We start from the raw sequence: 23,705 nt of genomic DNA on the forward strand, positions 1-23,705 counted from the left end.
ATGCCGACCTCGCTGCCGGCGGCGATGGCGGCGGCACAGGCCAGCGTGTGCGCGACAGCGGGCGCGGCTCCGGCGCCGTGCGTCAGGACGCAGACCCCGCGCAGTGCCACGGTGACGAGCGCGGCGGTGGTCTCCGGTGCGACCTCGAACCCCAACCGCTCCGCGGCGGCCTCGACCGTCTCGGCGGCCGTGGCCGAGTCCATGAGGGGCTCGCTGGTCCCCGATAGCCGGGTGACACCCTCGCCCAGGTCCTGCTCGGCCAGCCCAACCCTGGCCAGGGCGTAGTGCCGCTCGGGCTCGGGCATCTCCGGGGGCCCACCGCCGAATTCGGGGTCGCCCTCCGGCTCGGGGACGGACTCGAACACCATGACCTCCCCCTCGTCGAGCGCGGCCGCCATGGCGTCCGCAGGGAAGGGGACCCCGAGCGAACGCGCCGCTCGGGCCAGCCGACGCTCCTCGATGGCGGTGTGGCCGTCGCGGACCGCGCGGCGCAGCAGGTGGGCGATGATCGCCCGTCCGCGCCGCGGATCGTCAGGGGAGGCGCCGGCGCCGAGAAACCGCCGGGCGCAGTGGTCGGCCTGCTCGGGCGTGACCTGGCGCAGTGCCAGCAGCCGCCACGGGTCGTCGGCGAGTTCGACCGGGGCGCCGGGACCGAACGCGGACAGCAGCGGAGCCGCCAGCGGTTCGGGCGCGCCCATCCGGACCAGGACGGCCTTTGTCCGCTCCATGGCTTCCCCGCCGGCGGGACCCGCCGGCCCGGCGGTCTCGTGGGAGGGCGGCGGTGCCTCGGACATGGCGGGTGTTCCTCTCCTGGCGCAGTGGTGGCCGTCCCTGGGAGCTTAGCGAGCGCGAGCCGGTGATCCGGCATTCGTCGCGGGCCTGTGGACGGCTCCGCGGACCGGGCCGGAGGCTCAGACAGGGGGAGCCGACGAGGCGTCGTCGAGGGCCTCGCGGATCTCCCGGGGAAGTTCCACGCTTTCGGTCGCGAGGATCTCCTCCAGTTGGGCGGTGGTGCGGGGTCCGACCGTCGCGGCGGCGACCGTGGAGTGGTCGCGTACCCAGCTCAGCGCCACGGCCAACGGTGAGACGCCGAGCCCTTCGGCCGCGGTGCACACCGACTCCACGATGCGTCGGCTGCGCTCGTCGAAGTACGGTTCCACGTAGGGTGCCATGTGCTGCATCGCGGCGCGGGAGTCGCCGGGCACTCCGCTGCGGTACTTCCCGCTCAGCACGCCGCGCCCCAAGGGGGACCATGCGATGAGGTTGGTCCCGCTGTCGGCGGCGGCGGGCAGCAGGCCGTGCTCCGCGCGCCGGTTCAGCAGCGAGTACTCCGTACCGGCCGAGACGATCAGGGACCGGTCGTGGGCCGGTGCCGCGCGCTGCCAGGTGGCGTACTTGGCGAACTGCCACGAGGCGAGGTCACCCACCCCGATGTAGCGGACCTTGCCCGAGGCGACGGCCGCCTCCATGGCGGAAAGGGTCTCCTCCGCCGGGGTGTCGGGATCGTGGACGTGCAGTTGCCACAGGTCGATGTGGTCGGTCTGCAGCCGCCGCAGCGACGCGTCCAGCGACGCCAGCAGGTGCCGGCGCGACGCGTCGCGCGGGCGGTGCCGCTCCGGGGTGTGCCCGACCTTGGTGGCGATGACGACGTCGTCCCGGCGGACAGCGCTGTGCAGCAGTCGTCCGATGATGCGCTCGCTCTGCCCGCCGGTGTAGATGTCGGCGGTGTCGATCAGTGTCCCGCCGGCCTCCACGAAGGTGCTGATCTGGTCGGCGGCGTCACCTTCCTCGGTGTCTTTTCCCCAGGTCATCGTGCCCAGGGCAGTGTGAGAAACCCATAGGCCCGACCCACCCACCTGTCGCTGTTCCATCCGTCTCCTCGTGAAGAGCCCCGGCGTAACGGCCAGGATAATGCTTCCCCGTTTTCGCCGTTGCTTTCCTCTTCGTTCGCTGCCCCGCCTGTTCGGGCGGAGTAGGGCCGGCCCTACTCCGCGGGGACCGGGCACGGGCCGTCCGTCGTCTGTCTCGACCCGGAGCAGGGGGTGAGCGGTTCCCACGTGCAGGTGCGTCGGGGGTCACGGCGCGGAGGGTACCGCGAAAAGCACGGGGTGTCGGTGATGCTCACCGGACAGTAGCGGAATGGGAAGGGGCCGGGGCGCCGGACGGTCGGATCCTGCAGTAAGCTGCCCTGGTCCGCCCGCCGCAGTCGGGCCGGTTCAATCCCCATAGCTTTCTTGAGCTTCCTTCCGAGTGTCCCGGCCCTGTTCGCGCCGCGGGAACCGAGCGTCTGTGGAGCAGCGTCGCCGTGAGTATCTTCGAGGCCGTCATCCTGGGGCTTATCCAGGGACTCACCGAATTCCTGCCGGTATCCTCCAGCGGTCACCTGCGGGTGCTCTCCGCCTTCTTCGGCTGGCCCGATCCGGGTGCTGCGTTCACCGCGGTCAGCCAGATCGGCACCGAGCTCGCGGTGCTGCTCTACTTCCGCAGGCGGATCTGGGGCATCATCTCGACCTGGATGCGCTCCCTGGTCGTCCGGGAGGCACGCCGCCAGCTCGACGCGCGGATGGGGTGGTACATCATCGTCGGGACCATCCCCATCGGTGTCACCGGGCTGCTGCTGGAAGAGCAGATCGACAGCGTGTTCCGCGACCTCAGGCTGATCGCGCTGACCCTGATCGGCTTCGGCGTGATCCTCGGCATGGTCGACCGCTACACCCGCAAGCACCGCGAGCTCACCGATCTCAGCGTGCAGCGGGGCATCATCTACGGGATGTTCCAGACACTCGCGCTGATCCCCGGTGTCTCGCGTTCCGGTGCCACGGTCACGGGCGGCATGCTGCTCGGTTTCAAACGCAAAGATGCCGCCGAGTACGCGTTCCTGCTCGCGTTGCCGGCCGTGTTCGCCTCCGGCTTCTACAAGCTGTTCGACATCGGCGGTGACGAGTACGCGGGGTGGGGCGCCACCATCGTGGGCACCCTTGTCGCGTTCGTGGTCGGCTACGCCGTCATCGCCTGGTTCATGCGGTTCATCTCCACGCACAGCTTCATGCCGTTCGTGTACTACCGGATCGCGCTGGGGATCCTGGTCCTCGCGCTGGTGAGCTTCGGCGTGCTCGACCCGAACGGCGGCACCCACGCCGCGGAGGCCGGCGCCAAGGAGGACAAGGTCACCGAGGCCCCGCCCTCGCCCGAACCGGAGGAGGAAGAGGAGCGGGAGCAGCGGGAACCGGCCCCGGAGCCTTCCGAGGAGCCGGAGCCGACACCGAGCACCGACCCCGACACCGGATGGCCGATCGATCCGGAGACCGGGCTGGCGCAGGATCCGCAGACCGGGGAGTACCGGGACCCCGCCACCGGCGAGACGGTGCAGATCGACCCGCAGACCGGACTTCCCATCGACCCCTACACCGGGCAGCCCTACGATCCCACGCAGCAGGGCGGGCCCGATACGCCCGCCGAATGAGCAGGGGCCGTACGCGGTAGAGGCGCCGGGCCGAGGGCCCGCGCCTTTGACCCGCTCCGGCGGTGGGCTTATATCGTGATCCGCGTGCAGAGCCAAGCAGACCGGCCACCGGAGCCCGTAGTCACCCTCCTGCTGGTCCGGCACGGCCTCACTGAGCAGACGGGGAGCGTCCTCGCCGGCCGGGCCCCCGGACTGCACCTCGACGTTCGGGGAACCGCGCAGGCCAAGGACCTCGCGCGCCGGCTGTCCGGGCTCGACCTGTCCGCGGTCGTTTCGAGCCCGCTCGAACGCTGCCGCGAGACCACCGCAGCGCTCGCGGCGGCGGACGGCCGCGAGGTCGTCGTGGACGACCGGTTCGTCGAGTGCGACTACGGTGAGTGGACCGGACGCCGGTTGGCGGACCTGGCCGGGGAGCCGCTGTGGCGGGTCGTCCAGACGCACCCGGCCGCCGCGAGGTTCCCCAGCGGGGAGGGCATGGCCGAGATGTCGTATCGGGCGGTCGCCGCCGTGCGCGACTGGAACGCCCGGCTGGCCCGTGTCCGTTCCGCCCCCGCCTACCTGGTGTGCAGCCACGGCGACGTGATCAAGGCGATCGTCGCCGACGCGCTGGGCCTGCACCTGGACCAGTTCCAGCGGGTGCAGGTCGATCCCTGCTCGCTCACGGTCATCCGGTACACTTCCACCCGCCCGTTCCTGGTGCGCCTCAACGACGTGGGGGAGTCGAACACAGCGGCCGGCCTGGTGCCCGACCCGGCCGCGGTCGGAGGCGACGCCGCGGTCGGAGGCGGCGCGGGTGCGGGAGCCCAGACCGGCGAATCGCCACGGTGACCACGATCCTCTAGGGTTCTTGGCATGTCCGTGTTCCAATATGACCCCCCTGATCGCTTCGTGGCCGGAACCGTCGGTCAACCAGGGGAGCGCACCTTCTTCCTCCAGGCCACCGGGGGCGGCCGGATCACCAGTGTCGTTCTGGAGAAAGCTCAGGTGCAGGCGCTCGCCGAACGCGTTGAGGAATTGCTGGAAGAGGTGCGGCGCCGTTTCGGCGAGCAGCCGGAGGACACGGCTCCCGAGGCCGGGGAGATCGACGACGGGCCGCTGGAGCAGCCGATCGAAGAGGACTTCCGGGTCGGGACGCTGGCACTCGCCTGGGACGCCGAGGTGGCCCGGGTGATCATCGAGGCGCAGCAGGTGGACGAGTCCGGTGAGGAAGCCGAGGAGGAGGACGAGGAAGAGCCCGAGGTCTTCACTGAGGACGCACCGGTCAACCGCGACGTGCTGCGCGTCTATCTGACCCCGAAAGCGGCGCGGGCGTTCGCCGGACGCGCGATGAAGGTCGTGGCCGCCGGCCGCCCGAACTGCCCTCTCTGCGGGCGTCCTCTCGACCCGGACGGGCACGTCTGCCCTCGACAGAACGGCTACAAGCCGGGCGCGCTTTAACGGGGGCACAGGGATGACCGCGTCGTTCGAAGAGCTGCCCTCGACCGATGCCGTGGAGCTGCTGAGAGTGGGGGAGCTGACGGTCGCCGGGCGTCTCACCGACGCCTCGAACGCGGCCCTCTACTGCGTCGTCACCTCGGGATCGGTCAGCGCCGGCTGCATTTACAAGCCGGTGGCCGGGGAGCGCCCGCTGTGGGACTTCCCCGACGGGACACTGGCCGGTCGCGAGCTGGCCGCTTTCGCGGTCTCCGAGGCGTTCGGCTGGGGGGTCGTCCCGCCAACGGTGTACCGCGACGGCCCGTTCGGCGAGGGCATGTGCCAGCTCTGGGTGGAACGCGACCCGACGGTGGACCTGGTGGCGTTCTCCCGGGACCGCGTGCACGCCGGGCTGCGCCGGATGGCCGTCTTCGACGCCGTCATCAACAACTCCGACCGCAAGATCGGGCACCTGCTGCCCACTCCGGACGGCCACCTCTACGGCTGCGACCACGGTGTCTCCTTCGCCGAGGAGTACAAGCTGCGCACCGTGCTCTGGCAGTGGCAGGGCGAGCCGCTGACCGATGAGGCGCTCGCGGCCCTGGATGACGTGCACGCCCAGCTCCTCCGGTCGGGGGGGAGTCCGGTCTCGGAGCAGCTCGCCCGGCACCTGACCGCCCCTGAGCGGTACGCCGTGCGCCGCAGGGTCGAACTCCTGCGCGAGCACCGGGTCCACCCCTACCCGGCCCCTGGCCGCCCGGCCATCCCCTGGCCGCCCGTGTAGCCTCCGTCGCTCAGGAGATCGTTGCCGCTCAGCGCCCTGAAGGAACGATTTCGTTAAGATCGGTGCTGGGAGTCTCCGCCGGAGGCACCTCCTCCTGCTCCCGCTCCTCCTTGCGGCGGAGGAGGTAGTCGTCGGCGATCCGGGCCAGCGTGATCAGGCTGGCGGCGACGCCGGCCACGGCGAGAGCGGTGACCAGTTTCTGGGGATCGCTGATGTCGAGGGCGAAGAACTCCCGGCCCGTAGGGGTGAGCAGCACACTCAGCAGCAGTCCCACCATGGCGGCCACCAGGACGACCTTCCACCAGACGTAGGGCTTGGCCGTGAGCAGCAGCACCCAGAGCGTGGTGGCGCACAGGGTGATGACCACAGCGGTGCGGTCGGTGAGGTCGGGGACGGCCGACCCGCCCAGGACCAGCAGGTAGGTCGTGATGGCGGCCAGCCCGCTGATGAGGCCCGCGGGGATCGCCAAGCGCAGGGTCCGGGCCACGAACCCGGGGCGGGCACGCTCGTTGTTGGGCGCCAGCGCCAGGAAGAACGAGGGGATCCCGAAGGTGACCGCGTTGATGAGCGTGGCGTGCCGCGGGAAGAACGGGTAGGCCAGGGCGAGCATGCCAACGAGGGTGGCCATCGTCATCGAATAGACGGTCTTGGTGAGGAACAGGTTGGCGACGCGCTCGATGTTGCCGATGACCCGCCGCCCTTCGGCGACCACGTGGGGCAGGGTGGCGAACCGGTTGTCCAGGAGCACGATCTGGGCCACGGATCGCGAGGCGGGGCTGCCCGACCCCATGGCCACACCGACGTCGGCCTCCTTGAGGGCGAGGACGTCGTTGACCCCGTCACCGGTCATCGCGACGGTGTGCTTCCGCTTCCGCAGGCCGCGCACCATGTCCCGCTTCCGTTCCGGCGCGACCCGCCCGAACACGGAGGTGGACTCCACCTCCTCGGCGAAGCGCGGGCCGTCCCCGTGCAGGGTCCGGGCGTCGGTCGGATAACGGGCCCCGGGCAGCTCCAGTTCGCGGGCCACCGCGCCCACGGAGGCGGAGTTGTCCCCGGACACGATCTTGACCTTGACGTCCTGGTCGGCGAAGTAGCGGAGCGTCGCCGGGGCGTCCCCGCGGATGCGCTGCTCCAGCACCACCAGCGACACCGGGGTGACGGCTCCGGGTACGCCGGGGGAGTCGACGCACTCCGCGGCCCGCCCGAGCAGCAGGACTCGCAGGCCCTGTCTGGCCAGCCGCTCCGCTTCGGCGGCCTCGCGGCTGTCCGGGGCGGCCAGCACGTCCGGCGCTCCGAGGATCCAGTGCCGCTCCCCCTCGGGGGTGTCGAAGCTCACCCCGCTCCACTGGCGGGCCGAGGAGAACGCGGCCCAGGCCGTCGGTACCCAGTCCGGAGCGCTGTCGAAGGCCTCGGCGATCGCGGCCATGCTGGGGTTCGGGCTGGGGTCGGCCGCGGCCAGCGCGGCCAGGATCTCGCGGGGGAGGAGTTGCTCGCCGTTGTGCCCTCCTCCGAGGTCGCGGACCTCGGCCACGCGCATGCCGGTCTCGGTGAGGGTGCCGGTCTTGTCGGTGCAGACCACGTCGACGCGCGCCAGGCCCTCGATCGCCGGCAGCTCCTGGACCAGGCACTGCCGCCGGCCCAGCCGGATCACCCCCACCGCGAAGGCGATGCTGATCAGCAGGATCAGTCCTTCGGGGATCATCGACACCAGTGCCGCGACCATGCCCCGCAGCGCGTCGGCCAACGGGCCGGCGACGTGCCCGCCGCCGAGCGGCTCCTCGACGGTGACGTGCCCGCCGAGGACGAGCTGGCTGAAGATCAGCAACCCGCCGATGGGGAACAGCGCCCAGGTGATGAAGCGGAGGATCCGGTCGATCGCCGACCGCAGCTCCGAGTGGACCAGGGAGAACCGGCTGGCCTCCTCGGCGAGCCGGGCGGCGTAGGCGTGCCGCCCCACTCTGGTGGCCCGGAAACGCCCGCTGCCCGCGACCACGATGCTGCCCGACATGACCTTGTCGCCGGGTGCCTTGACCATCGGGTCGGCCTCGCCGGTCAGCAGCGACTCGTCGATCTCCAGCCCGTTGCCGGCGACCACCTCGCCGTCCACGGCCACCTGGTCGCCTTGGGCCAGTTCGACCACGTCGTCGAGCACGATCTCCTGAGCGGAGAGGGAGACGACCTCGCCGTCGCGCAGCACCCGCGGATGGGCGGCGTTGACGATCGCGAGCTTGTCGAGGGTCCGTTTGGCGCGCAGTTCCTGCACGATCCCGATCAGCGTGTTGATCACGATGACCAGGGCGAACAGGCCGTCCTGCACCGGGCCGATCACGGCGATGATGGCGAAGAGGACGGCGATCATCGCGTTGATGCGGGTGAAGACGTTGCCCCGGATGATCTGGCCGACGCTGCGGCTGGCGCGCACCGGCACGTCGTTGCTCCGGCCCGAGGCGAGGCGCTCCGCGACTTGGGCCGCAGAGAGGCCGCGTCCGTCATCGATGACGGACGCGGCCTGTTCCCGCTGCTCGCCTTGCTGGGTCATCAACGCTCCAACTCATCCGCAACCTGGGCGTTCGGACGTACGGTGTCCGACCGGGTCCGAGCTTAAGGGAACGTGGCGGCTCACGCGTTGGTCTCAGCTGGCCTGTCCGGTGATCAGAGGGGGGCGGTAGAGTGACGATCCACCGTGGTACGGCCGCGGCGGACCCTCCGGGGCCTGCCGTGTGAGGAGATTGCAGGATGTGCACCGTCGTTGTCGCCTTCCGCCCGGGAACCGAGGTTCCGCTGCTGCTGGCCGCGGTGCGCGACGAACTGGTCGAGCGCACCTGGGAGCGGCCGGGCGAGCACTGGCCGGAGCACCCCGGCCTGCTCGGCGGGCGCGATACGCACGCCGGCGGGACCTGGCTGGCCGTCGCACCGGAAACGTCCGGGACCGCTGGGCGCGGGCCGCGGGTCGGGGCCGTGCTCAACGGCCGCCCGCCCGTCGACACCGCGCACAGCGGACGCCCGGCGGCCGGCGGGATCGCGGCCCCCTCCGCAGGACTGAGCCGGGGGCGGCTTCCGATCCTGATGGCGGCGCACGGCAAGCTGGACCCGGGAGCCGGGGAACTGCGCCGGTACGAACCGTTCCACCTGCTCGGCGCCGACGCGGAGACCGCCGTCCTCTACAGCTGGGACGGGCGCGAGTTCGCTGAGCAGATGCTGCCCGCCGGCCGGATAAGCGTGCTGGTCAACAGCGGTCTGGACGAAGCGGAGCCGCGCGCCCGCCGGCACGGCCCGACTTTCGCCGCGGCACTGCCGCAGGCGGGGGCGCGCGTTCTGCGCGAGGCCGCGGCCCCTGACGAGATCTGGGGGGCGCTGGCCGCGGCTGGTGGACGAGGCGGCGCACGGTGCTCCGCGCACGGGTGGGTTCGGCGGCGCCGCCGACGACCCCTCCTCGCTCCTGGCCCGCGCCGACCTCGGCGGCGGCCGTGTGTGGGCGTCGACCTCGGTGACGCTCCTCGCGCTCAGCCGCGACACGGTGCGTTACGCGTTCACCGGCGCCCCGGGCGATCCAGGAGCGTGGCGGATGGTGCGCTGACCGTAGTTGCTCTTCGGGTAAACCCGGTAACCATGCGGGACGTCTTTTTCCGGACAGGACGGGCAACGGATCAGGTCGTCCGGATCAGCCCCAGGCGTGGCCAGCTGGGTGAAGGGAATGCGATGCCACCGTGATAGTCAAACGGGCATGGCGCGGCAGGCGCGACGACCGCGGAGAGCGGGCCATCGGTCCCCGCCTCCGCTCCGAGCGGCGCCGGTGGGAACCGGCAGCGTACTGGCTGCTGTACGTGGTCGCCTTCCTGGCGGCGCTGTTCCATTGGCAGGCGGGCAACGAGTTCCTCGCGGCGTTGTGCGCCCTTACGGTACTGGTCAGCATCAGGTGCATCATGCGCGCGCACCGGGAGGGCGAGAGCGCTCTCTGAGGCCGGTGCGACGCGAGCGCCCGCATCGCCGTCCAGGTGGGGCCGATAGTCTCGGGATATGCGTTCATGGTCTGCGTCTGACACCGTTCGGCTGCCCGGTAACGGCGGGCCGCTTCGCCTCCACGACACCGTCACCGGCACCCTGCGCACCACGAGCCCCGGGCCGACCGCGCGGATGTACGTCTGCGGCATCACCCCCTACGACGCCGCCCACCTCGGCCACGCCTTCACCTACCTCGTTTTCGACCTGGTCAACCGGGTATGGCGGGATGCCGGTCACGACGTCGACTACGTGCAGAACATCACCGACATCGACGACCCGCTGCTGGAGAGAGCCGAGGCCAACGGGGAGGACTGGCGGGCGCTGGCCGAGCGCGAGATCGAGGTCTTCCGCGCCGACATGGCGGAGCTGCGCGTCCTGCCGCCCCGGTCCTTCGTCGGGGTGGTGGAGTCCATCGACCTCATCGTGGAGCTCATCGAGCGGATCCGGGCGTGCGGGGCGGCCTACGACCTTGACGGCGACATCTACTTCGCCGCCGAGTCGGCGCCGCGGTTCGGCGAGGTGAGCGGGCTGGACCGCGAGGAGATGCTGGAGTTGTTCGCCGAGCGCGGCGGCGACCCGCAGCGGGAGGGCAAGAAGGACCCGCTCGACTGGCTGCTGTGGCGTGCCGAGCGCCCCGGCGAGCCGGCTTGGGAGACCTCGCTGGGGCGCGGCCGACCCGGGTGGCACGTGGAGTGCAGCGCGATCTCCCTGCACGAGCTGGGGGTCGGGTTCGACCTCAACGGGGGAGGGACCGACCTGGTCTTTCCGCACCACGAGATGGGGGCGGCCGAGGCGCGCTGCGCCATCGGGACCGGCCCGCACGCGCAGCTCTACAGCCACGTCGCCATGGTCGGTCTCGGCGGCGAGAAAATGTCGAAGTCGCGAGGGAACCTGGTGTTCGTCTCCCGGTTGCGCGCCCAGGGCGCCGACCCCATGGCGGTGCGCACGGCCATGCTGGGGCACCACTACCGCGAGCCCTGGGACTGGAGCGACGCCGAGCTCACCGCCGCAGCCGAGCGCCTGGAGCGCTGGCGCGCGGCCGCCGCCCTGCCCTCCGGCCCCGACGCCATGCCCGTGCTACACCGGATCCGCGAGGCGCTGGCCGACGACCTCGACACCGCGTCCGCCCTGGCCGAACTCGATTCCTGGGCGGCGGCGGCGCTGGCCGGCGGCGCCGGCGACACCTCCGCCCCGGTGCTCGTCCGCGACACGGCCGACACCCTCCTCGGCCTGCGGCTGTAGCACTCGCCTCGTCTGGCACGACCAGCCCCCGCAGCCCGTCTGACCCCATTTCGCTTTGGAATCCGGCGCCGATCTTGACGAAATCGGTGTCTCGCGAAACGTTGAGCGACCGATTTCCGCAAGATCAGTGGGATATGGCCATTGATGCGGGATGACGCGGAGACCGCCACGGGGCGGTCCTCGCTCGGCCGGTTCCGGTCCCGGCTTCGCCGGATGTCACTACCGAATGGCGTTCCGTGATGGGATGGGGCCATGACGACCCCTACCGAACAGAATGTTGCACAAAGCACCGCCGCCACGCTCGTGGGCGCCTTCGTCGCGACCGGCGACGAGCTGAGCGACCGTGCGGACCTCGCCCGGTTTCTGCGTGATCACCGCCTCATCACCGATGGTGCCATACCGATCACGCTCGCCGACTTCGACGAGGCCATTGCGCTGCGCGACGGTATGCACGCGCAGCTGCTGCTCTGCGCCGGCCATCCGGCCGACCACGAGGCGGTCGTCCGCGGCCAGCGGGTCCTCGACGGGCTGCGGGTGACCGTACGCATTGAGCCGGGTGAGGGCCCGGTCCTCGCCCCCGCCGTGGTGGACGAGGTGCGCCGCGGCCTGGCCCGTGTCGCCGGAGCCTGGGCCACGGTGCTCATGACCGGCGAATGGCGGCGGATCCGAATCGGGGAGTAGCGGCGCACCCCGCCGGGGGTGCGCCGGAACTCAGCCCTGCCCCCGGCGCTTCAGGTAGCGCTCGAACTCACGGGCGATGGCGTCGCCGGAGGCCTCGGGCAGCTCGGCGGCGTCCTTGGCCTCCTCCAGGCTGCGGACGTAACCGGCGATGTCGTCGTCCTCGGAGGCGAGCTCGTCGACCCCGCGCTCCCAGGCCCGGGCCTCCTCGGGCAGGTCGCCCATCGGCACGGTGACATCGAGGACGTCCTCCACCCGGCGCAGCAGCGCGAGGGTCCCCTTCGGGCATGGCGGCTGGGCGACGTAGTGCGGCACCGCGGCCCACAGGGACACGGTCTCCACACCGGCCGAGGCGAACGTGTCGTGCAGTACTCCGACGATGCCCGTGGGGCCCTCGTATGCGGTGGGTTCCAGGTGCAGTGTCCTGCCCAACTCGACCGGGGAGGCCACGCTGGTGACCGGAACGGGGCGCGTGTGCGGGGCATCGGCGAGCAGCGCGCCCAGCAGGATCACCCGGCGTACCCCGAGGTCGCGGGCGATGGTCAGCAGGTCGGCGGCGAAGCCGCGCCAGCGCATGTTCGGCTCCGCGCCGCTGACCAGCACGATGTCGCACCGCCCGCCCGGGGGGCGGGCCACCGAGACCCGTGTCGTGGGCCAAGTGATGCCCTGGTTCTCACCGTCGACCACCGTCGTGCGCGGACGGGAGACCTGGAAGTCGTAATAGTCGTCGGGCTCCAAGGCGAGCAGTTCGTCGGCGTCCCAGGTCGAGGCCAGATGTTCGATCACCGCGCTCGCGGCCTCGCCGGCGTCGTTCCAGCCATCGAACGCGGCCACCATGACGGGCTCGACGAGCTCAGGGACGCTGTCGAGCTCAGGCACCGGCCGCCTCCTCACATACCGGGGTCACGCTCGGGTGGCCATCCGGTCGGTTGCACTGACACTGACACGGAGGACACGTGTGTCCACGTGTCCTCCCCCCACCGCGGTCCGTCCGACCCCGGTGGCGTGTCGCCGCGGTGCCGGTCCGGTGCAGCATGGACAGGTCCACCCTACGGGCTGACCCGGCTCTGACGTAACGACGTACGGTATCCTCACCGGAAACGATCGAAATAACCGGACACTGTTGTTCCTGACCTCTGACCAGCAACGACACCGCGGCGCGACCGAAGAAGGCCCCCCTTAGCAGGAGCGCGGGGTCCGCCGACACTACAGTTAAGGGTCATGAGTTCTCGACTCTCCTTCAGGGATGCCCTCGCCCAGCGTGTCGTCGTCGCCGATGGCGCGATGGGTACCATGCTTCAGGCCCACGATCTCGACCTCGACGATTTCGAGGGGCACGAAGGCTGTAACGAGATCCTCAACATCACCCGTCCCGATGTTGTACGTGCTACGCACGCCGCCTTCTTCGACGTCGGCGTCGACTGTGTTGAGACCAACACCTTCGGCGCGAACTTCGGCAACCTCGGCGAATACGACATCGTCGACCGCACGTACGAACTCGCCGAATCCGGCGCCCGGCTGGCCCGCGAGGTCGCCGACGAATACTCGACAGCCGACAAACCCCGCTACGTCCTCGGCGCGGTCGGACCGGGTACCAAGCTTCCCACTCTCGGCCACGCCCCTTTCATCACGCTGCGCGACTACTACGAACAGTGCCACAGGGGCCTCATCGACGGTGGGGCCGACGCCATCCTGGTCGAGACCTGCCAGGACCTGCTGCAGACCAAGGCAGCGGTGATCGCGGCCCAGCGCGCGCGCCGCGCCGCCGGCTCCGATATCACGATCATCGCCCAGGTCACCATCGAGACGACCGGCACCATGCTGCTGGGCTCGGAGATCGGCGCCGCGCTGACCGCGCTGGAGCCGCTCGGTATCGACATGATCGGCCTGAACTGCGCCACCGGCCCGGCCGAGATGAGCGAGCACCTGCGCTACCTCTCCCAGCACTCGCGGACCCCGATCTCCTGCATGCCCAACGCGGGCCTGCCCGAACTGGGCAAGGACGGCGCGGTCTACCCTCTTCAGCCGCATGAGCTGGCCGACGCCCACGACACCTTCACCAGCGAGTTCGGCCTGTCGATGGTGGGCGGCTGCTGCGGGACCACGCCAGAGCACCTCCGCCAGGTCGTCGAGCGCGTCCAGGGGCGCGCGGTCAGGGAGCGCGGCGCCGCCAACCCTGGCTCCGCGGCCTCTCTGTACCAGAGCGTGCCTTTCCGCCAGGACACCAGCTACCTGGCCATCGGCGAGCGCACCAACGCCAACGGTTCGAAGAAGTTCCGCGAGGCGATGGTCGAGGAGCGCTACGACGACTGCGTCGAGATCGCCCGCGACCAGATCCGCGACGGCGCCCACCTGCTCGACCTGAACGTCGACTACGTCGGCCGCGACGGCGCGCAGGACATGCGGGAGCTGGCCTCCCGGCTGGCCACCGCATCCACGCTGCCGATCATGCTCGACTCCACCGAGCCCGGCGTGATCGAGGCCGGGCTGGAGCTCCTGGGCGGGCGCGCGGTCGTCAACTCCGTCAACTACGAGGACGGCGACGGCCCCGATTCCAAGATCAACAAGGTCATGCCGCTGGTCAAGGAGCATGGTGCCGCCGTGGTCGGGCTGACCATCGACGAGGAGGGCCAGGCGCGCACCTGCGACTGGAAGGTCCGCGTCGCCTCCCGGCTCATCGACGAGCTGGTGGAGAAATGGGGGATGAACGTCGAGGACATCATCATCGACACCCTCACCTTCCCCATCGCCACCGGCCAGGACGAGACCCGGCGCGATGGCATCGAGACCCTCGATGCCATCCGCGAGGTGAAGCGCCGCTACCCGGGTGTGCAGACCACGCTGGGGCTGTCCAACCTCTCCTTCGGGCTCAACCCGGCGGCGCGCATCGTGCTGAACTCGGTCTTCCTGCACGAGTGCGTCGAGGCGGGGCTCGACTCCGCGATCGTGCACGCCTCCAAGATCCTGCCGATGAACCAGATCCCGGACGACCAGCGCGAGGTCGCCCTGGACATGGTCTACGACCGGCGCACCGAGGACTACGACCCGCTGGCGAAGTTCCTCGACATGTTCGAAGGCGTCGACACCAAGGCGCTCAAGGCCTCGCGCGCCGAGGAGCTGGCGGCGCTGCCGCTGTGGGAGCGCCTGGAGCGGCGGATCATCGACGGCGAGATGGTCGGCATGGACGCCGACCTGGACGAGGCGCTGCAGGAGAAGAAGGCGCTGGCGATCGTCAACGACAACCTGCTGGCCGGGATGAAGGTCGTCGGTGACCTGTTCGGCAAGGGCGAGATGCAGCTCCCCTTCGTGCTGAAGTCGGCCGAGGTGATGAAGTCCGCGGTGGCCCACCTCGAACCGCACATGGAGAAGACCGACGACGAGGGCAAGGGCCGTATCGTGCTCGCCACCGTGAAGGGCGACGTGCACGACATCGGCAAGAACCTGGTCGACATCATCCTCTCCAACAACGGCTACGACGTCGTCAACCTGGGCATCAAGCAGCCGGTCTCGACGATCCTGGAGGCCGCGGAGGAGCAGAAGGCCGACATCATCGGGATGTCCGGGCTGCTGGTGAAGTCCACGGTGATCATGAAGGAGAACCTGGAGGAGATGAACTCCCGCGGGATCTCCCAGCATTATCCCGTGCTCCTCGGGGGTGCCGCGCTCACCCGTTCCTTCGTCGAGGAGGACCTGGCGGACATGTTCCAGGGCGAGGTCCGCTACGCCAAGGACGCCTTCGAAGGGCTGCGCCTGATGGACGCCTTCATGGACGTCAAGAAGGGGGTCGAGGGCGCCGAGCTGCCGGCACTGCGCAAGCGCAGGGTGAAGGGCGGTGCCAAGCTGCAGGTCACCGCGCCGGAGGACATGCCCGCACGCAGTGACGTGGCGACCGACAACCCGCTGCCCGAACCGCCGTTCTGGGGCGACCGCATCAGCAAGGGCATCCCGCTCGCCGACTACGCCGCCTACCTCGATGAGCGTGCCACGTTCATGGGGCAGTGGGGGCTGAAGGGCTCGCGCGGCGACGGCCCGAGCTACGATGAGCTGGTCGAGACCGAGGGCCGGCCGCGCATGCGCATGTGGCTGGACCGCATCCAGACCGAAGGGCTGCTGGAGGCCGCGGTCGTCTACGGCCACTTCCCCTGCTACAGCGAGGGCGACGACCTCGTTGTGCTCGACGAGGACGGTTCCGAGCGCACCCGCTTCAGCTTCCCGCGCCAGCGGCGCGACCGGCACCTCTGCCTGGCCGACTACTGGCGGCCGAAGGAGTCCGGCGAGACCGACGTCGTGTCCTTCCAGGTGGTCACCGTCGGCGGGGGGATCAGCAAGGCCACCCAGGAGCTGTTCGAGAAGAACGCCTACCGCGACTACCTGGAGCTGCACGGTCTTTCGGTGCAGCTCACCGAGGCACTCGCGGAGTACTGGCACACTCGCGTCCGCTCGGAGCTGGGCTTCGCGGGAGAGGACCCGGCCGATCTGGAGCAGTTCTTCAAGCTGGGGTACCGCGGTGCCCGGTTCTCGCTGGGATACGGGGCGTGCCCGAACCTGGAGGACCGCGCGAAGATCATGAAACTGCTGGAGCCCGAGCGCGTCGGCGTCACGTTGTCCGAGGAGTTCCAGCTCGTTCCCGAACAGGCCACCGACGCGATCGTCGTCCATCACCCGGAGGCGAAATACTTCAACGCATGATCGCTACTCCGACCGGTGTGACCGCGCCGGATCCCGCAGAGGTCGTCCCGCGGGCCGTCCTGCTCGACATGGACGGCACCCTCATCGACAGCGAGGGGCTGTGGCGGGCCGCCGAACGGGAGGTCGCCGCCGACCTGGGCGGCGTGTGGACCGATGAGGACCACCAGCGCAACGTCGGTTCCGCCCTGGTGCCGGTCGCTCGGTACATCACCGAGCTGACCGGTACCGGCGCTCCGCCCGCCGAGATCGCCTCGCGGTTGCGCGAGGCGTTCCGCCGCCAGGTGGCCGCGGGCGCCGAGCTGCGCCCCGGGGCCAAGGAGCTCGTCGCCGCTGTGGCGGGCTCCGGCGTCCCCATGGCGCTGGTGACGTCGACGGAGCGCTCCGTCCTCGACGCGGCGATCGGCGGCATCGGTGTCGAGAGCTTCGACCTGACGGTGGCGGGCGACGAGGTGGAGCGCAACAAGCCGGCTCCCGACCCCTACCTGAAGGCGGCCCGGCTGCTCGGTGTGGACCCGGCGCGCTGCGTGGCCTTCGAGGACTCGGCCGTCGGCGTCGCCTCGGCCTGCGCGGCCGGCTGCGTCACTGTGGCCGTGCCGAACATGGTGCGCATCGAGGAGGCCGACGGGCTCACGGTGATCGAGTCCCTCGTGGGCGTCGACCTGGAGTGGATGAGCGCGCTCGTGCGCGCGCGGCACGGCTGACACCTGGTTGTGGCCGGAAGGAGAAAGGCGGCGGGGCGTCCCCGCCGCCTTTCTCCGTTTCCGCGGGACCCGCCCGGCGCCCGTCCCCGGCGAAGAGCGGCCGCATCGGGGGCGTCGTCTCTCTTCCCGTCCGCCTACGGGGCACGCCTGTGTGACGTGTGTCACCGCCCGCGTTTCCCCGGCCCGGCGATTCGAGTGGCGTTCGGGTTGCACTAGTTACCGCGCCTTAGATGAATTGTGACCAAACCCGGCTTAGATTTGCCGGAACGCGCATCCTACGGGAGGGTACGGTCCCTGGTGTCGAAAAAGATCGTCCCCCTCTTTACAGACGGTACGGCGATCCCGAGACCGTCGACCCGCCCCGCCGGTGTGCTTGAACCCCGCAGTACTGACGAGAGGCGAAACATTGAGAAGAACCGCGTTGGGCTGTGTCGCGCTCGGCGCCTCGGCCAGCCTGCTGCTTTCGGCGTGCGGTACGGACGGAGGAGGCGGTGGCGACGCCGAGTTCGATCAGGGGGTCACCGAGGTGGTCAACCCCAGCGACGAGGCGGGCGGAACGCTCCGGTTCGCCATTTCGGGCAACATCGAGAGCACCGACCCGGGCAACACCTACTACGGCTATGTGTGGAACTTCAGCCGGTACTACGCCCGTACCCTCTACACCTATGCGCCCGCGCCGGGGGAGGAGGGCCGCGAGCTCGTCCCCGACCTGGCCGAGGGCATGCCCGAGGTCAGCGACGACGGCAAGAGCTACACCGTCAAGCTGAAGCAGGGCCAGAAGTACGAGGACGGCACCGAGATCGTCGCCGAGGACGTCAAGTACAACATCGCCCGGAGCAACTTCGGCCCCGATGCGCTGCCCAACGGCCCGAAGTACTACAAGGAGCACCTGGCCGACAGCGGCGACTACGAGGGGCCCTACGCCGACACCGACGACCCGCTAGCGGGTTTCGACGGCATCGAGACGCCCGATGACCACACGCTGGTCTTCCACCTCAAGGACACCTTCGTCGACTTCAAATACGTGCTGGCCCAGCCGCAGAGCGCACCGGTGCCGGCCGAGGCGGACACCGGCGAGCGGTACCAGGAGCAGGTGCTCTCCTCGGGGCCCTACAAGTTCGACGGCAAATGGACCCCGGGCAACGGACTGAACCTGGTGCGCAACGAGGAGTGGGACCCCGACTCCGACCAGGTCCGCACCGCGCTGCCGGACCAGATCACCGTCGAGGAGGGCATCGACCAGGACGAGATCGACCAGCGCCTGGAGACCGGCGAGCTCGACGTCGCCCTGGACGGCACCGGTCTGGGCCCGGCGAAGAAGGGCGAGGCCCTCACCGACGACGGCGTCAGGACCCGTCTGGACAACCCCGAGAACAGCGCGCACTACTACCTCACGGTGAACACCCAGGTGGAGCCGTTCGACGACGTGGCCTGCCGGCAGGCGGTGCAGTACGCGATGAACCGCGACACCGTGCACCGCGCCTGGGGCGGCGAGGCCGGCGGCACCCCCGCCACCCAGATCCTGCCCCCGGCGGTACCCGGTTCCAACCCCGAGCTCGACCTGTACCCCTCCGAGAACGGCGAGGGCGACATCGAGGAGGCCGAGGCCAAGCTGGAGGAGTGCGGCGAGGACGGCGGTTTCGAGGCCAACCTCGGCGTGCGCAGCGACCGCCCGGCCGAGGTGGCGGCCGCCGAGGCGATCCAGCAGGGTCTGGAGCGCGCCGGCATCGACGTCGGCATCGAGAAGTTCCCGTCGGACACCTTCACCAACACTCAGGCCGGCTCGCCGAGCTTCGTGCATGACAACGAGATGGGCCTGAACATCTACGGCTGGATGCCCGACTGGCCCACCGGCTACGGCTACTTCAGCCAGATCATCCACGGCGACGCCATCAAGGAGGCCGGCAACGCCAACATCTCCGAGCTCGACAACGAAGAGATCAACGAGCTGCTGGACGAGGCCATCACGGTCGAGGACGAGGACGAGCGCACCAAGATCTACGAGGAGATCGACCGGCTGGCCATGGAAGAGGCCGTGATCGTGCCGATGGTCTTCCACAAGTCGGTGCTGTACCGGCCGGACACCCTGACCAACGTCTACTTCAACCCGAGCTGGAAGATGTACGACTACATGAGGCTCGGCACCACCGAAGGCTAGCCTCCAACACCGGCGGCGAACCCGCGGCGTTTCCGCCCCGGTCCCAGACCGGGGCGGAAACGCCGCTCTTTTGCTGCGGCCGCTGCCTCGTGAGAGGTGCGAGCGCTATCCCCGGGTGGAGCGGGACGGTCGTCCCCGAAGGAGAGTCCCCGACCACTGGGGCGGGAAGGGGAGACACAGGGAGCGTGCGATCCCTGTGCGGCGGTCCGGGCGGTGTGCTCCCGCGCTTTTCGCCCCGTGCCGCTGTGCGCCCGGATCCGGACGTCCGGCCGAACTCCTTAGGGGATCGGCCCGATGTGCAGCGTCCCGGCAGGATGGGAGACTGAGGTTATGGAAACGTTGCCGATCGCAGGTTGGATTCTTGGTGGTGGCCTCACGGCCGTGGGGCTGATCATCTCGTGGGTGGTATGGCGGCGCAGGGGTGCGGCGGCAGGGCTGCGCGGGGTCGCCTGGTCGCTGCTGCCGCTGGCGGCCGGCCTCGTCGGGCTGATGTCGACCATCTGGCGGCTCGGGTTCGACATCGTCAGCTTCTTCTTCGGGCTGGTGTTCAACCCGGTCGTGTGGGCCGGTGTGGTCGTCGCGGGTCTGGCCGTGGTCCTCTGGGTCGTCTCCGGCGTGATGCGCGCACGCGGGATCGGGACCGGCTCGGGTCCGAAGGCCGAAAAGGCCGCCACGGGCGCGGGAGGCGGTACCGAGGTGCCCTCCGGGCAGCGGCCGAGCAACCAGGTGGCGTCGGCCCCGGCGTCGAAGCGGAAGTCCGGTGGAGGCGACGACTTCGGCGAGATCGAGGACCTGCTGCGCAAGCACGGGATCGAATAGCCGCCGGTCAGCCACCGGACGCGGACCGCAGGCGCGGCTGCCCGCACCCGGAACGGCGGCCCGGCCAACCCGGCCGTCCCGGGCCGGTTCCGCATGTCACGTTCCGCCACAGCGGGGCGTGTTTCTTTGTTTCGGCGGTGTCCGTCGACGGTGCCGGCCGACGCCGTACGCAGCGCCGAACCGTCCGAACGTACGCGTGGGCGCCGCGGAGCACCACGCCCCGTTACATAACATAACGTGACGGAACTGTGAGGCTCGTGTCACGATTCCACTACATCGTGACAAATTGGACAGAATGCCACGTACTCGCGCGTAAATTATTCGCCGTGTGCTGTTCGCCCCGGATGTGTTAGCCGTAGTGGCTGTGTGCATCGCGGGAAAATGGTCCACAGGACACCGTCGGTGAGGGTATCTGCTCACCCTCGGTGATGGGTACTTCTGGGTGCGGGCCAGCGGCCGCGTCCACCCGGGCCGCGGACACCCCAGCGGTCCGGCCGCGAAGCAGACCCGCAGCCACAAGCGAGCGAGTAGTGGGGGAGTGGTGCTATGACCGCGCCTGGATCTGAAACAACGGAGAGTGCCGACCCGGAAGTGGTCGCCTCCTCCGGCCGCGCCGACACCGCGAACCGCTCCCTGCGGCAGATCGCCTGGCAGCGGTTCCGCCGGGACAAGGTGGCCATGGGCGGGGCGATCGTCGTCGTGCTGCTGATCCTCATGGCCGTGCTCGCCCCGCTGCTCACCCGGTTCTTCGGATACTCCCCGAACGAGTTCCACCAGGAGCTCATGGACCCGCTGACCGGCGGTGTGCTGCGCGACCCCGGCAACCCCGCCGGAGGGCTGGACCCGCTGGGCGGCATCAGCCCGCAGCACCTGCTGGGCCTGGAGCCGGTCAACGGCCGCGACCTGTTCAGCCGGATCGTCTACGGTGCCCAGATCTCGCTGCTCGTGGCGTTCGGCGCGACCGTTCTCTGCGTCATCATCGGCACCATCCTCGGTTCCCTCGCGGGGTACTTCGGCGGCTGGGTCGACACCGTGATCAGCCGGGCGATGGACATCTTCCTCGCCTTCCCCCTACTGCTCTTCGCGATCGCGCTCGCGGGCGTCATTCCCGACGGCGCGTTCGGCCTTGAGGGAAACGGGCTGCGCGTCGCACTGCTGATTTTCATCATCGGGTTCTTCAACTGGCCCTACATCGGCCGGATCGTCCGGGGGCAGACCCTCACGCTCAAGGAGCGCGAGTTCGTGGAGGCCGCGCGGAGCCTCGGGGCCAGCAACCGGCACATCCTGTTCCGCGAGCTGCTGCCCAACCTGGTCACACCGATCCTCATCTACTCGACGCTGCTGATCCCCACCAACATCATCTTCGAGGCCTCCCTCTCCTTCCTCGGTGTCGGCATCAACCCGCCCACACCGAGCTGGGGCGGCATGCTGTCGGACTCCCTGCAGTTCTACACGACCTCGCCGCACTTCGTGATCATCCCGGGGCTGGCCATCTTCCTCACCGTGCTCGCGTTCAACCTGTTCGGTGACGGACTCCGGGACGCGTTCGACCCGCGTTCGACCGACTGATCCGCCCCGGACCCAAAGGAAGCACGTTGCTCACTTACATTCTTCGCCGCCTGGGCGCCGGGGTCCTGCTGCTCGGCGTCGTCACGATGGTCACGTTCGTGATCTTCTACGTGGTCCCCCGGCTGGCCGGGCAGACCCCCCAGCAGCTCGCCACCATGTACGTCGGCCGGGCGCCCACGCCCGCCGCCCTTGAGGCCACCGTCGACCGGCTCAACCTCGACCAACCCGTCATCCTGCAGTTCTGGGAGTTCATCAAGGGCATCTTCGTCGGCGCCCAGTACGAGTTCGGCGGCCGCGTGGTCGAGTGCAGCGCACCCTGCTTCGGCTACTCGTTCCAGAACTACCAGGAGGTCTTCCCGGAGATCATGGCGAGGCTCCCGGTGACGGCCTCCCTGGCCATCGGGGCCGGCGTCATCTGGCTGGTCGGCGGCGTGGCCGTCGGGGTCGTCTCCGCCATCAAGAAGGGAAGCCTCTTCGACCGCCTGGCCATGGGGGTCGCCCTGGCCGGGGTCTCGCTGCCGGTCTTCTTCACCGGCCTGCTCGCGCTGGCCTTCCTGGTGCACGCCTGGAACATCTTCCCCACACCCGGGTACACGCCGCTCATCGAGAACCCGTGGCAATGGGCTGTGGGGATGATCCTGCCGTGGCTCACTCTGGCCTTCCTGCACGCGGCGCAGTACGCAAGGCAGACCCGCGGCGGCATGCTGGAGACGATGGGCGAGGACTACATCCGCACCGCCCGGGCAAAAGGGCTCCCGGAGCGCACGGTCATCTTCAAACACGGCCTGCGTCCCACGCTCACCCCCATCGTGACCATCTTCGGGCTGGACATCGGTCTGGTACTCGGCGGCGCGGTGCTCACCGAGAGCGTGTACTCGCTGAACGGAATCGGTCGCTACGCGGTCCAGGCCATCGTGCAGAGCGACCTCCCCGTCATCCTGGGCGTCACTCTCTTCGGCGCCTTCTTCGTGGTGGTGTGCAACCTGGTCGTCGACATCCTCTACGCCTGGGTCGACCCCCGGGTCAGGGTCGCGCGCTGATGACTCCGACCGCCGGCGACGGCCGGCGGCCGAACCGACCCTGTCGAGCAGTACCCTTGCCCCCGTCGGCCGACCCGCCGGCGGGGCCCGAGCCGAAGGAAGGCCGGCAATGACCACTCCGGTAACCGGGCGGGAACCGGCGAACGCCGGTGCCGCCGTGCGCGTCCACGACCTCTCGATCACCTTCCCGACGATGGACGGCGACGTCCACGCGGTCGACCGGCTCTCCTTCGAGGTGGCCCCCGGCGGCGCGCTGGGCATCGTCGGCGAGTCCGGCTCGGGCAAGAGTGCCGCGTCGCTTGCGCTCATGGGCCTGCACCGCGGTACCAGCGCTCGGATCACGGGCCATGTCACCGTCGTCGGCACCGATCTCGTCAGCACCGAGCCCCCGCTCGACGCCGCCGGCGCCCCCATCGCCGAGACCGATGAGCACGGCCGCTGGGTCGGCGGTGACGGAGCCCCGCGGGAGCCCCGCGTCACCCACGCGAGCGACGCGCAGATCCGCGCGCTGCGCGGAAACGAGATCGCGATGGTGTTCCAGGACCCGATGTCCTCGCTGCATCCGCAGTACACCATCGGCGACCAGCTCATGGAGGCCTACCGCACGCACCGGCCCGGCGCGGGCACGGCAGCGGCGCGGCAGCGGGCGGTCGAATCGCTGGAGCGCGTGGGCATCCCGGAAGCGGGCAAGCGGATCAACTCCTACCCCCACGAGTTCTCCGGCGGGATGCGCCAGCGTGTCCTGATCGCCATGGGGCTGATGTGCGAGCCCAAGGTGCTGCTGGCCGACGAGCCCACGACGGCCCTGGACGTCACGGTGCAGGCCCAGATCCTGGACCTGCTCGACGACCTGCGCCAGGATCTGGGGATGTCGCTGATCCTGGTCAGCCACGATCTCGCCGTCGTCGCGGGCTCGGTCGACGAGGTGCTGGTCATGCAGAACGGCAGGGCGGTCGAGCACGGCGAGGTGCGCCGGGTGCTCTCCCGCCCCGAGCACCCCTACACCCGGTCGCTGCTGGCCGCGGTGCCCCGGACCGAGGTCTCGCGCGCCGAACGCCGGGCGCTGATCCGTGCCGAACGCCAGGAGCGAGACGGCGGTGCCGAAGCGGGCGGCGCGTCCTCCGCCGCGAAGAGCGCTGCGGAGGCG

Annotated in this window: 19 protein-coding genes; 15 read left to right on the forward strand and 4 right to left on the reverse strand. The window is 70.0% G+C overall.

The genetic code is table 11. From position 1 onward, the window contains the following. Both VS93_RS22575 and VS93_RS22580 read right to left on the reverse strand, forming a co-directional pair. Positions 1-794: helix-hairpin-helix domain-containing protein (locus tag VS93_RS22575; RefSeq protein WP_046471894.1), on the reverse strand; the 794-nt coding region annotated here is incomplete at its 3' end. 117 nt (positions 795-911) lie between these two features. After that, positions 912-1,871 (reverse strand): aldo/keto reductase, encoded by a 960-nt coding sequence (locus tag VS93_RS22580; RefSeq protein ID WP_173434353.1) that lies wholly within the window; start codon positions 1,869-1,871, stop codon positions 912-914. 434 nt (positions 1,872-2,305) lie between these two features. On the opposite strand from VS93_RS22580, the gene VS93_RS22585 reads away from it, so the two are divergent. From VS93_RS22585 to VS93_RS22600, 4 genes are all read left to right on the forward strand, one after another. Continuing rightward, on the forward strand, positions 2,306-3,463 hold the full coding sequence (locus tag VS93_RS22585; protein WP_046471896.1) for an undecaprenyl-diphosphate phosphatase: 1,158 nt from the start codon (positions 2,306-2,308) through the stop codon (positions 3,461-3,463). 84 nt (positions 3,464-3,547) lie between these two features. Further along, the gene (locus tag VS93_RS22590; protein ID WP_046471908.1) at positions 3,548-4,291 is read left to right on the forward strand and encodes an MSMEG_4193 family putative phosphomutase; all 744 of its coding nucleotides are present in this window, start codon (positions 3,548-3,550) and stop codon (positions 4,289-4,291) included. A 24-nt stretch (positions 4,292-4,315) separates the two neighbouring features. Continuing rightward, entirely contained in the window at positions 4,316-4,900 is a 585-nt protein-coding gene (locus VS93_RS22595; protein ID WP_046471897.1) for a DUF3090 family protein, read from the forward strand. Between the two features lie 13 nt (positions 4,901-4,913). Next, positions 4,914-5,660 (forward strand): SCO1664 family protein, encoded by a 747-nt coding sequence (locus VS93_RS22600; protein ID WP_046471898.1) that lies wholly within the window; start codon positions 4,914-4,916, stop codon positions 5,658-5,660. A gap of 28 nt (positions 5,661-5,688) precedes the next feature. On the opposite strand, the gene VS93_RS22605 is transcribed toward VS93_RS22600, so the two are convergent. Next, complete coding sequence (locus tag VS93_RS22605) at positions 5,689-8,199, reverse strand: HAD-IC family P-type ATPase (protein ID WP_046471899.1); 2,511 nt, start codon at positions 8,197-8,199, stop codon at positions 5,689-5,691. 197 nt (positions 8,200-8,396) lie between these two features. Between VS93_RS22605 and VS93_RS22610 the strand changes: the two genes are divergently transcribed. The 4 genes from VS93_RS22610 to VS93_RS22625 all read left to right on the forward strand — a co-directional run bounded on the left by VS93_RS22610 (position 8,397) and on the right by VS93_RS22625 (position 11,585). Next, a complete protein-coding gene (locus tag VS93_RS22610; RefSeq protein WP_338022782.1) occupies positions 8,397-9,371 on the forward strand; it encodes an NRDE family protein in 975 nt (324 codons plus the stop codon). Next, positions 9,368-9,619 (forward strand): hypothetical protein, encoded by a 252-nt coding sequence (locus VS93_RS22615; RefSeq protein WP_236700679.1) that lies wholly within the window; start codon positions 9,368-9,370, stop codon positions 9,617-9,619. The genes VS93_RS22610 and VS93_RS22615 overlap by 4 nt, the downstream gene beginning before the upstream one ends. 58 nt (positions 9,620-9,677) lie before the next feature. Then, on the forward strand, positions 9,678-10,904 hold the full coding sequence (gene mshC, locus VS93_RS22620; RefSeq protein WP_082127118.1) for a cysteine--1-D-myo-inosityl 2-amino-2-deoxy-alpha-D-glucopyranoside ligase: 1,227 nt from the start codon (positions 9,678-9,680) through the stop codon (positions 10,902-10,904). 252 nt (positions 10,905-11,156) lie between these two features. Continuing rightward, a complete protein-coding gene (locus VS93_RS22625; protein ID WP_046471900.1) occupies positions 11,157-11,585 on the forward strand; it encodes an ABATE domain-containing protein in 429 nt (142 codons plus the stop codon). 30 nt (positions 11,586-11,615) lie between these two features. Here VS93_RS22625 and VS93_RS22630 read toward each other — a convergent pair whose 3' ends face one another. Continuing rightward, positions 11,616-12,461: a PAC2 family protein gene (locus VS93_RS22630; protein WP_046471901.1), complete on the reverse strand. Its 846-nt coding sequence runs from the start codon at positions 12,459-12,461 to the stop codon at positions 11,616-11,618. A 342-nt stretch (positions 12,462-12,803) separates the two neighbouring features. On the opposite strand from VS93_RS22630, the gene metH reads away from it, so the two are divergent. The 7 genes from metH to VS93_RS22665 form a co-directional block, all read left to right on the forward strand. Continuing rightward, positions 12,804-16,271, forward strand: a complete 3,468-nt coding sequence (metH, locus tag VS93_RS22635; RefSeq protein WP_082127119.1) for a methionine synthase — start codon at positions 12,804-12,806, stop codon at positions 16,269-16,271. Further along, complete coding sequence (locus VS93_RS22640) at positions 16,268-16,972, forward strand: HAD family hydrolase (protein ID WP_046471902.1); 705 nt, start codon at positions 16,268-16,270, stop codon at positions 16,970-16,972. The genes metH and VS93_RS22640 overlap by 4 nt, the downstream gene beginning before the upstream one ends. Before the next feature lie 406 nt (positions 16,973-17,378). Next, on the forward strand, positions 17,379-19,130 hold the full coding sequence (locus VS93_RS22645; protein ID WP_046471903.1) for an ABC transporter substrate-binding protein: 1,752 nt from the start codon (positions 17,379-17,381) through the stop codon (positions 19,128-19,130). Positions 19,131-19,460: 330 nt separating this feature from the next. Then, on the forward strand, positions 19,461-19,949 hold the full coding sequence (locus VS93_RS22650; protein WP_046471904.1) for a hypothetical protein: 489 nt from the start codon (positions 19,461-19,463) through the stop codon (positions 19,947-19,949). Between the two features lie 546 nt (positions 19,950-20,495). Continuing rightward, entirely contained in the window at positions 20,496-21,518 is a 1,023-nt protein-coding gene (locus VS93_RS22655; RefSeq protein ID WP_046471905.1) for an ABC transporter permease, read from the forward strand. 26 nt (positions 21,519-21,544) lie between these two features. Continuing rightward, positions 21,545-22,558 carry an ABC transporter permease gene (locus VS93_RS22660; RefSeq protein WP_046471906.1) on the forward strand — a complete coding sequence of 338 codons (1,014 nt, stop codon included), beginning with the start codon at positions 21,545-21,547 and terminating at the stop codon, positions 22,556-22,558. Between the two features lie 109 nt (positions 22,559-22,667). After that, on the forward strand, positions 22,668-23,705 hold a 1,038-nt coding region (locus tag VS93_RS22665), incomplete at its 3' end, for an ABC transporter ATP-binding protein (RefSeq protein WP_046471907.1).

It is taken from the genome of Allosalinactinospora lopnorensis (assembly GCF_000981225.1).
In the GTDB taxonomy this organism is placed as follows: Bacteria; Actinomycetota; Actinomycetes; order Streptosporangiales; family Streptosporangiaceae; genus Allosalinactinospora; species Allosalinactinospora lopnorensis.

Bases quoted from the DNA above. Each gene is read 5' to 3' on its own strand.
- VS93_RS22580 (WP_173434353.1), bottom strand. From the start codon at position 1,871: ATGGAACAGCGACAGGTGGGTGGGTCGGGCCTATGGGTTTCTCACACT.
- VS93_RS22595 (WP_046471897.1), top strand. From the start codon at position 4,316: ATGTCCGTGTTCCAATATGACCCCCCTGATCGCTTCGTGGCCGGAACC.
- VS93_RS22600 (WP_046471898.1), top strand. From the start codon at position 4,914: ATGACCGCGTCGTTCGAAGAGCTGCCCTCGACCGATGCCGTGGAGCTG.
- VS93_RS22605 (WP_046471899.1), bottom strand. From the start codon at position 8,199: ATGACCCAGCAAGGCGAGCAGCGGGAACAGGCCGCGTCCGTCATCGAT.
- VS93_RS22610 (WP_338022782.1), top strand. From the start codon at position 8,397: ATGTGCACCGTCGTTGTCGCCTTCCGCCCGGGAACCGAGGTTCCGCTG.
- mshC (WP_082127118.1), top strand. From the start codon at position 9,678: ATGCGTTCATGGTCTGCGTCTGACACCGTTCGGCTGCCCGGTAACGGC.
- VS93_RS22625 (WP_046471900.1), top strand. From the start codon at position 11,157: ATGACGACCCCTACCGAACAGAATGTTGCACAAAGCACCGCCGCCACG.
- metH (WP_082127119.1), top strand. From the start codon at position 12,804: ATGAGTTCTCGACTCTCCTTCAGGGATGCCCTCGCCCAGCGTGTCGTC.
- VS93_RS22640 (WP_046471902.1), top strand. From the start codon at position 16,268: ATGATCGCTACTCCGACCGGTGTGACCGCGCCGGATCCCGCAGAGGTC.
- VS93_RS22650 (WP_046471904.1), top strand. From the start codon at position 19,461: ATGGAAACGTTGCCGATCGCAGGTTGGATTCTTGGTGGTGGCCTCACG.
- VS93_RS22655 (WP_046471905.1), top strand. From the start codon at position 20,496: ATGACCGCGCCTGGATCTGAAACAACGGAGAGTGCCGACCCGGAAGTG.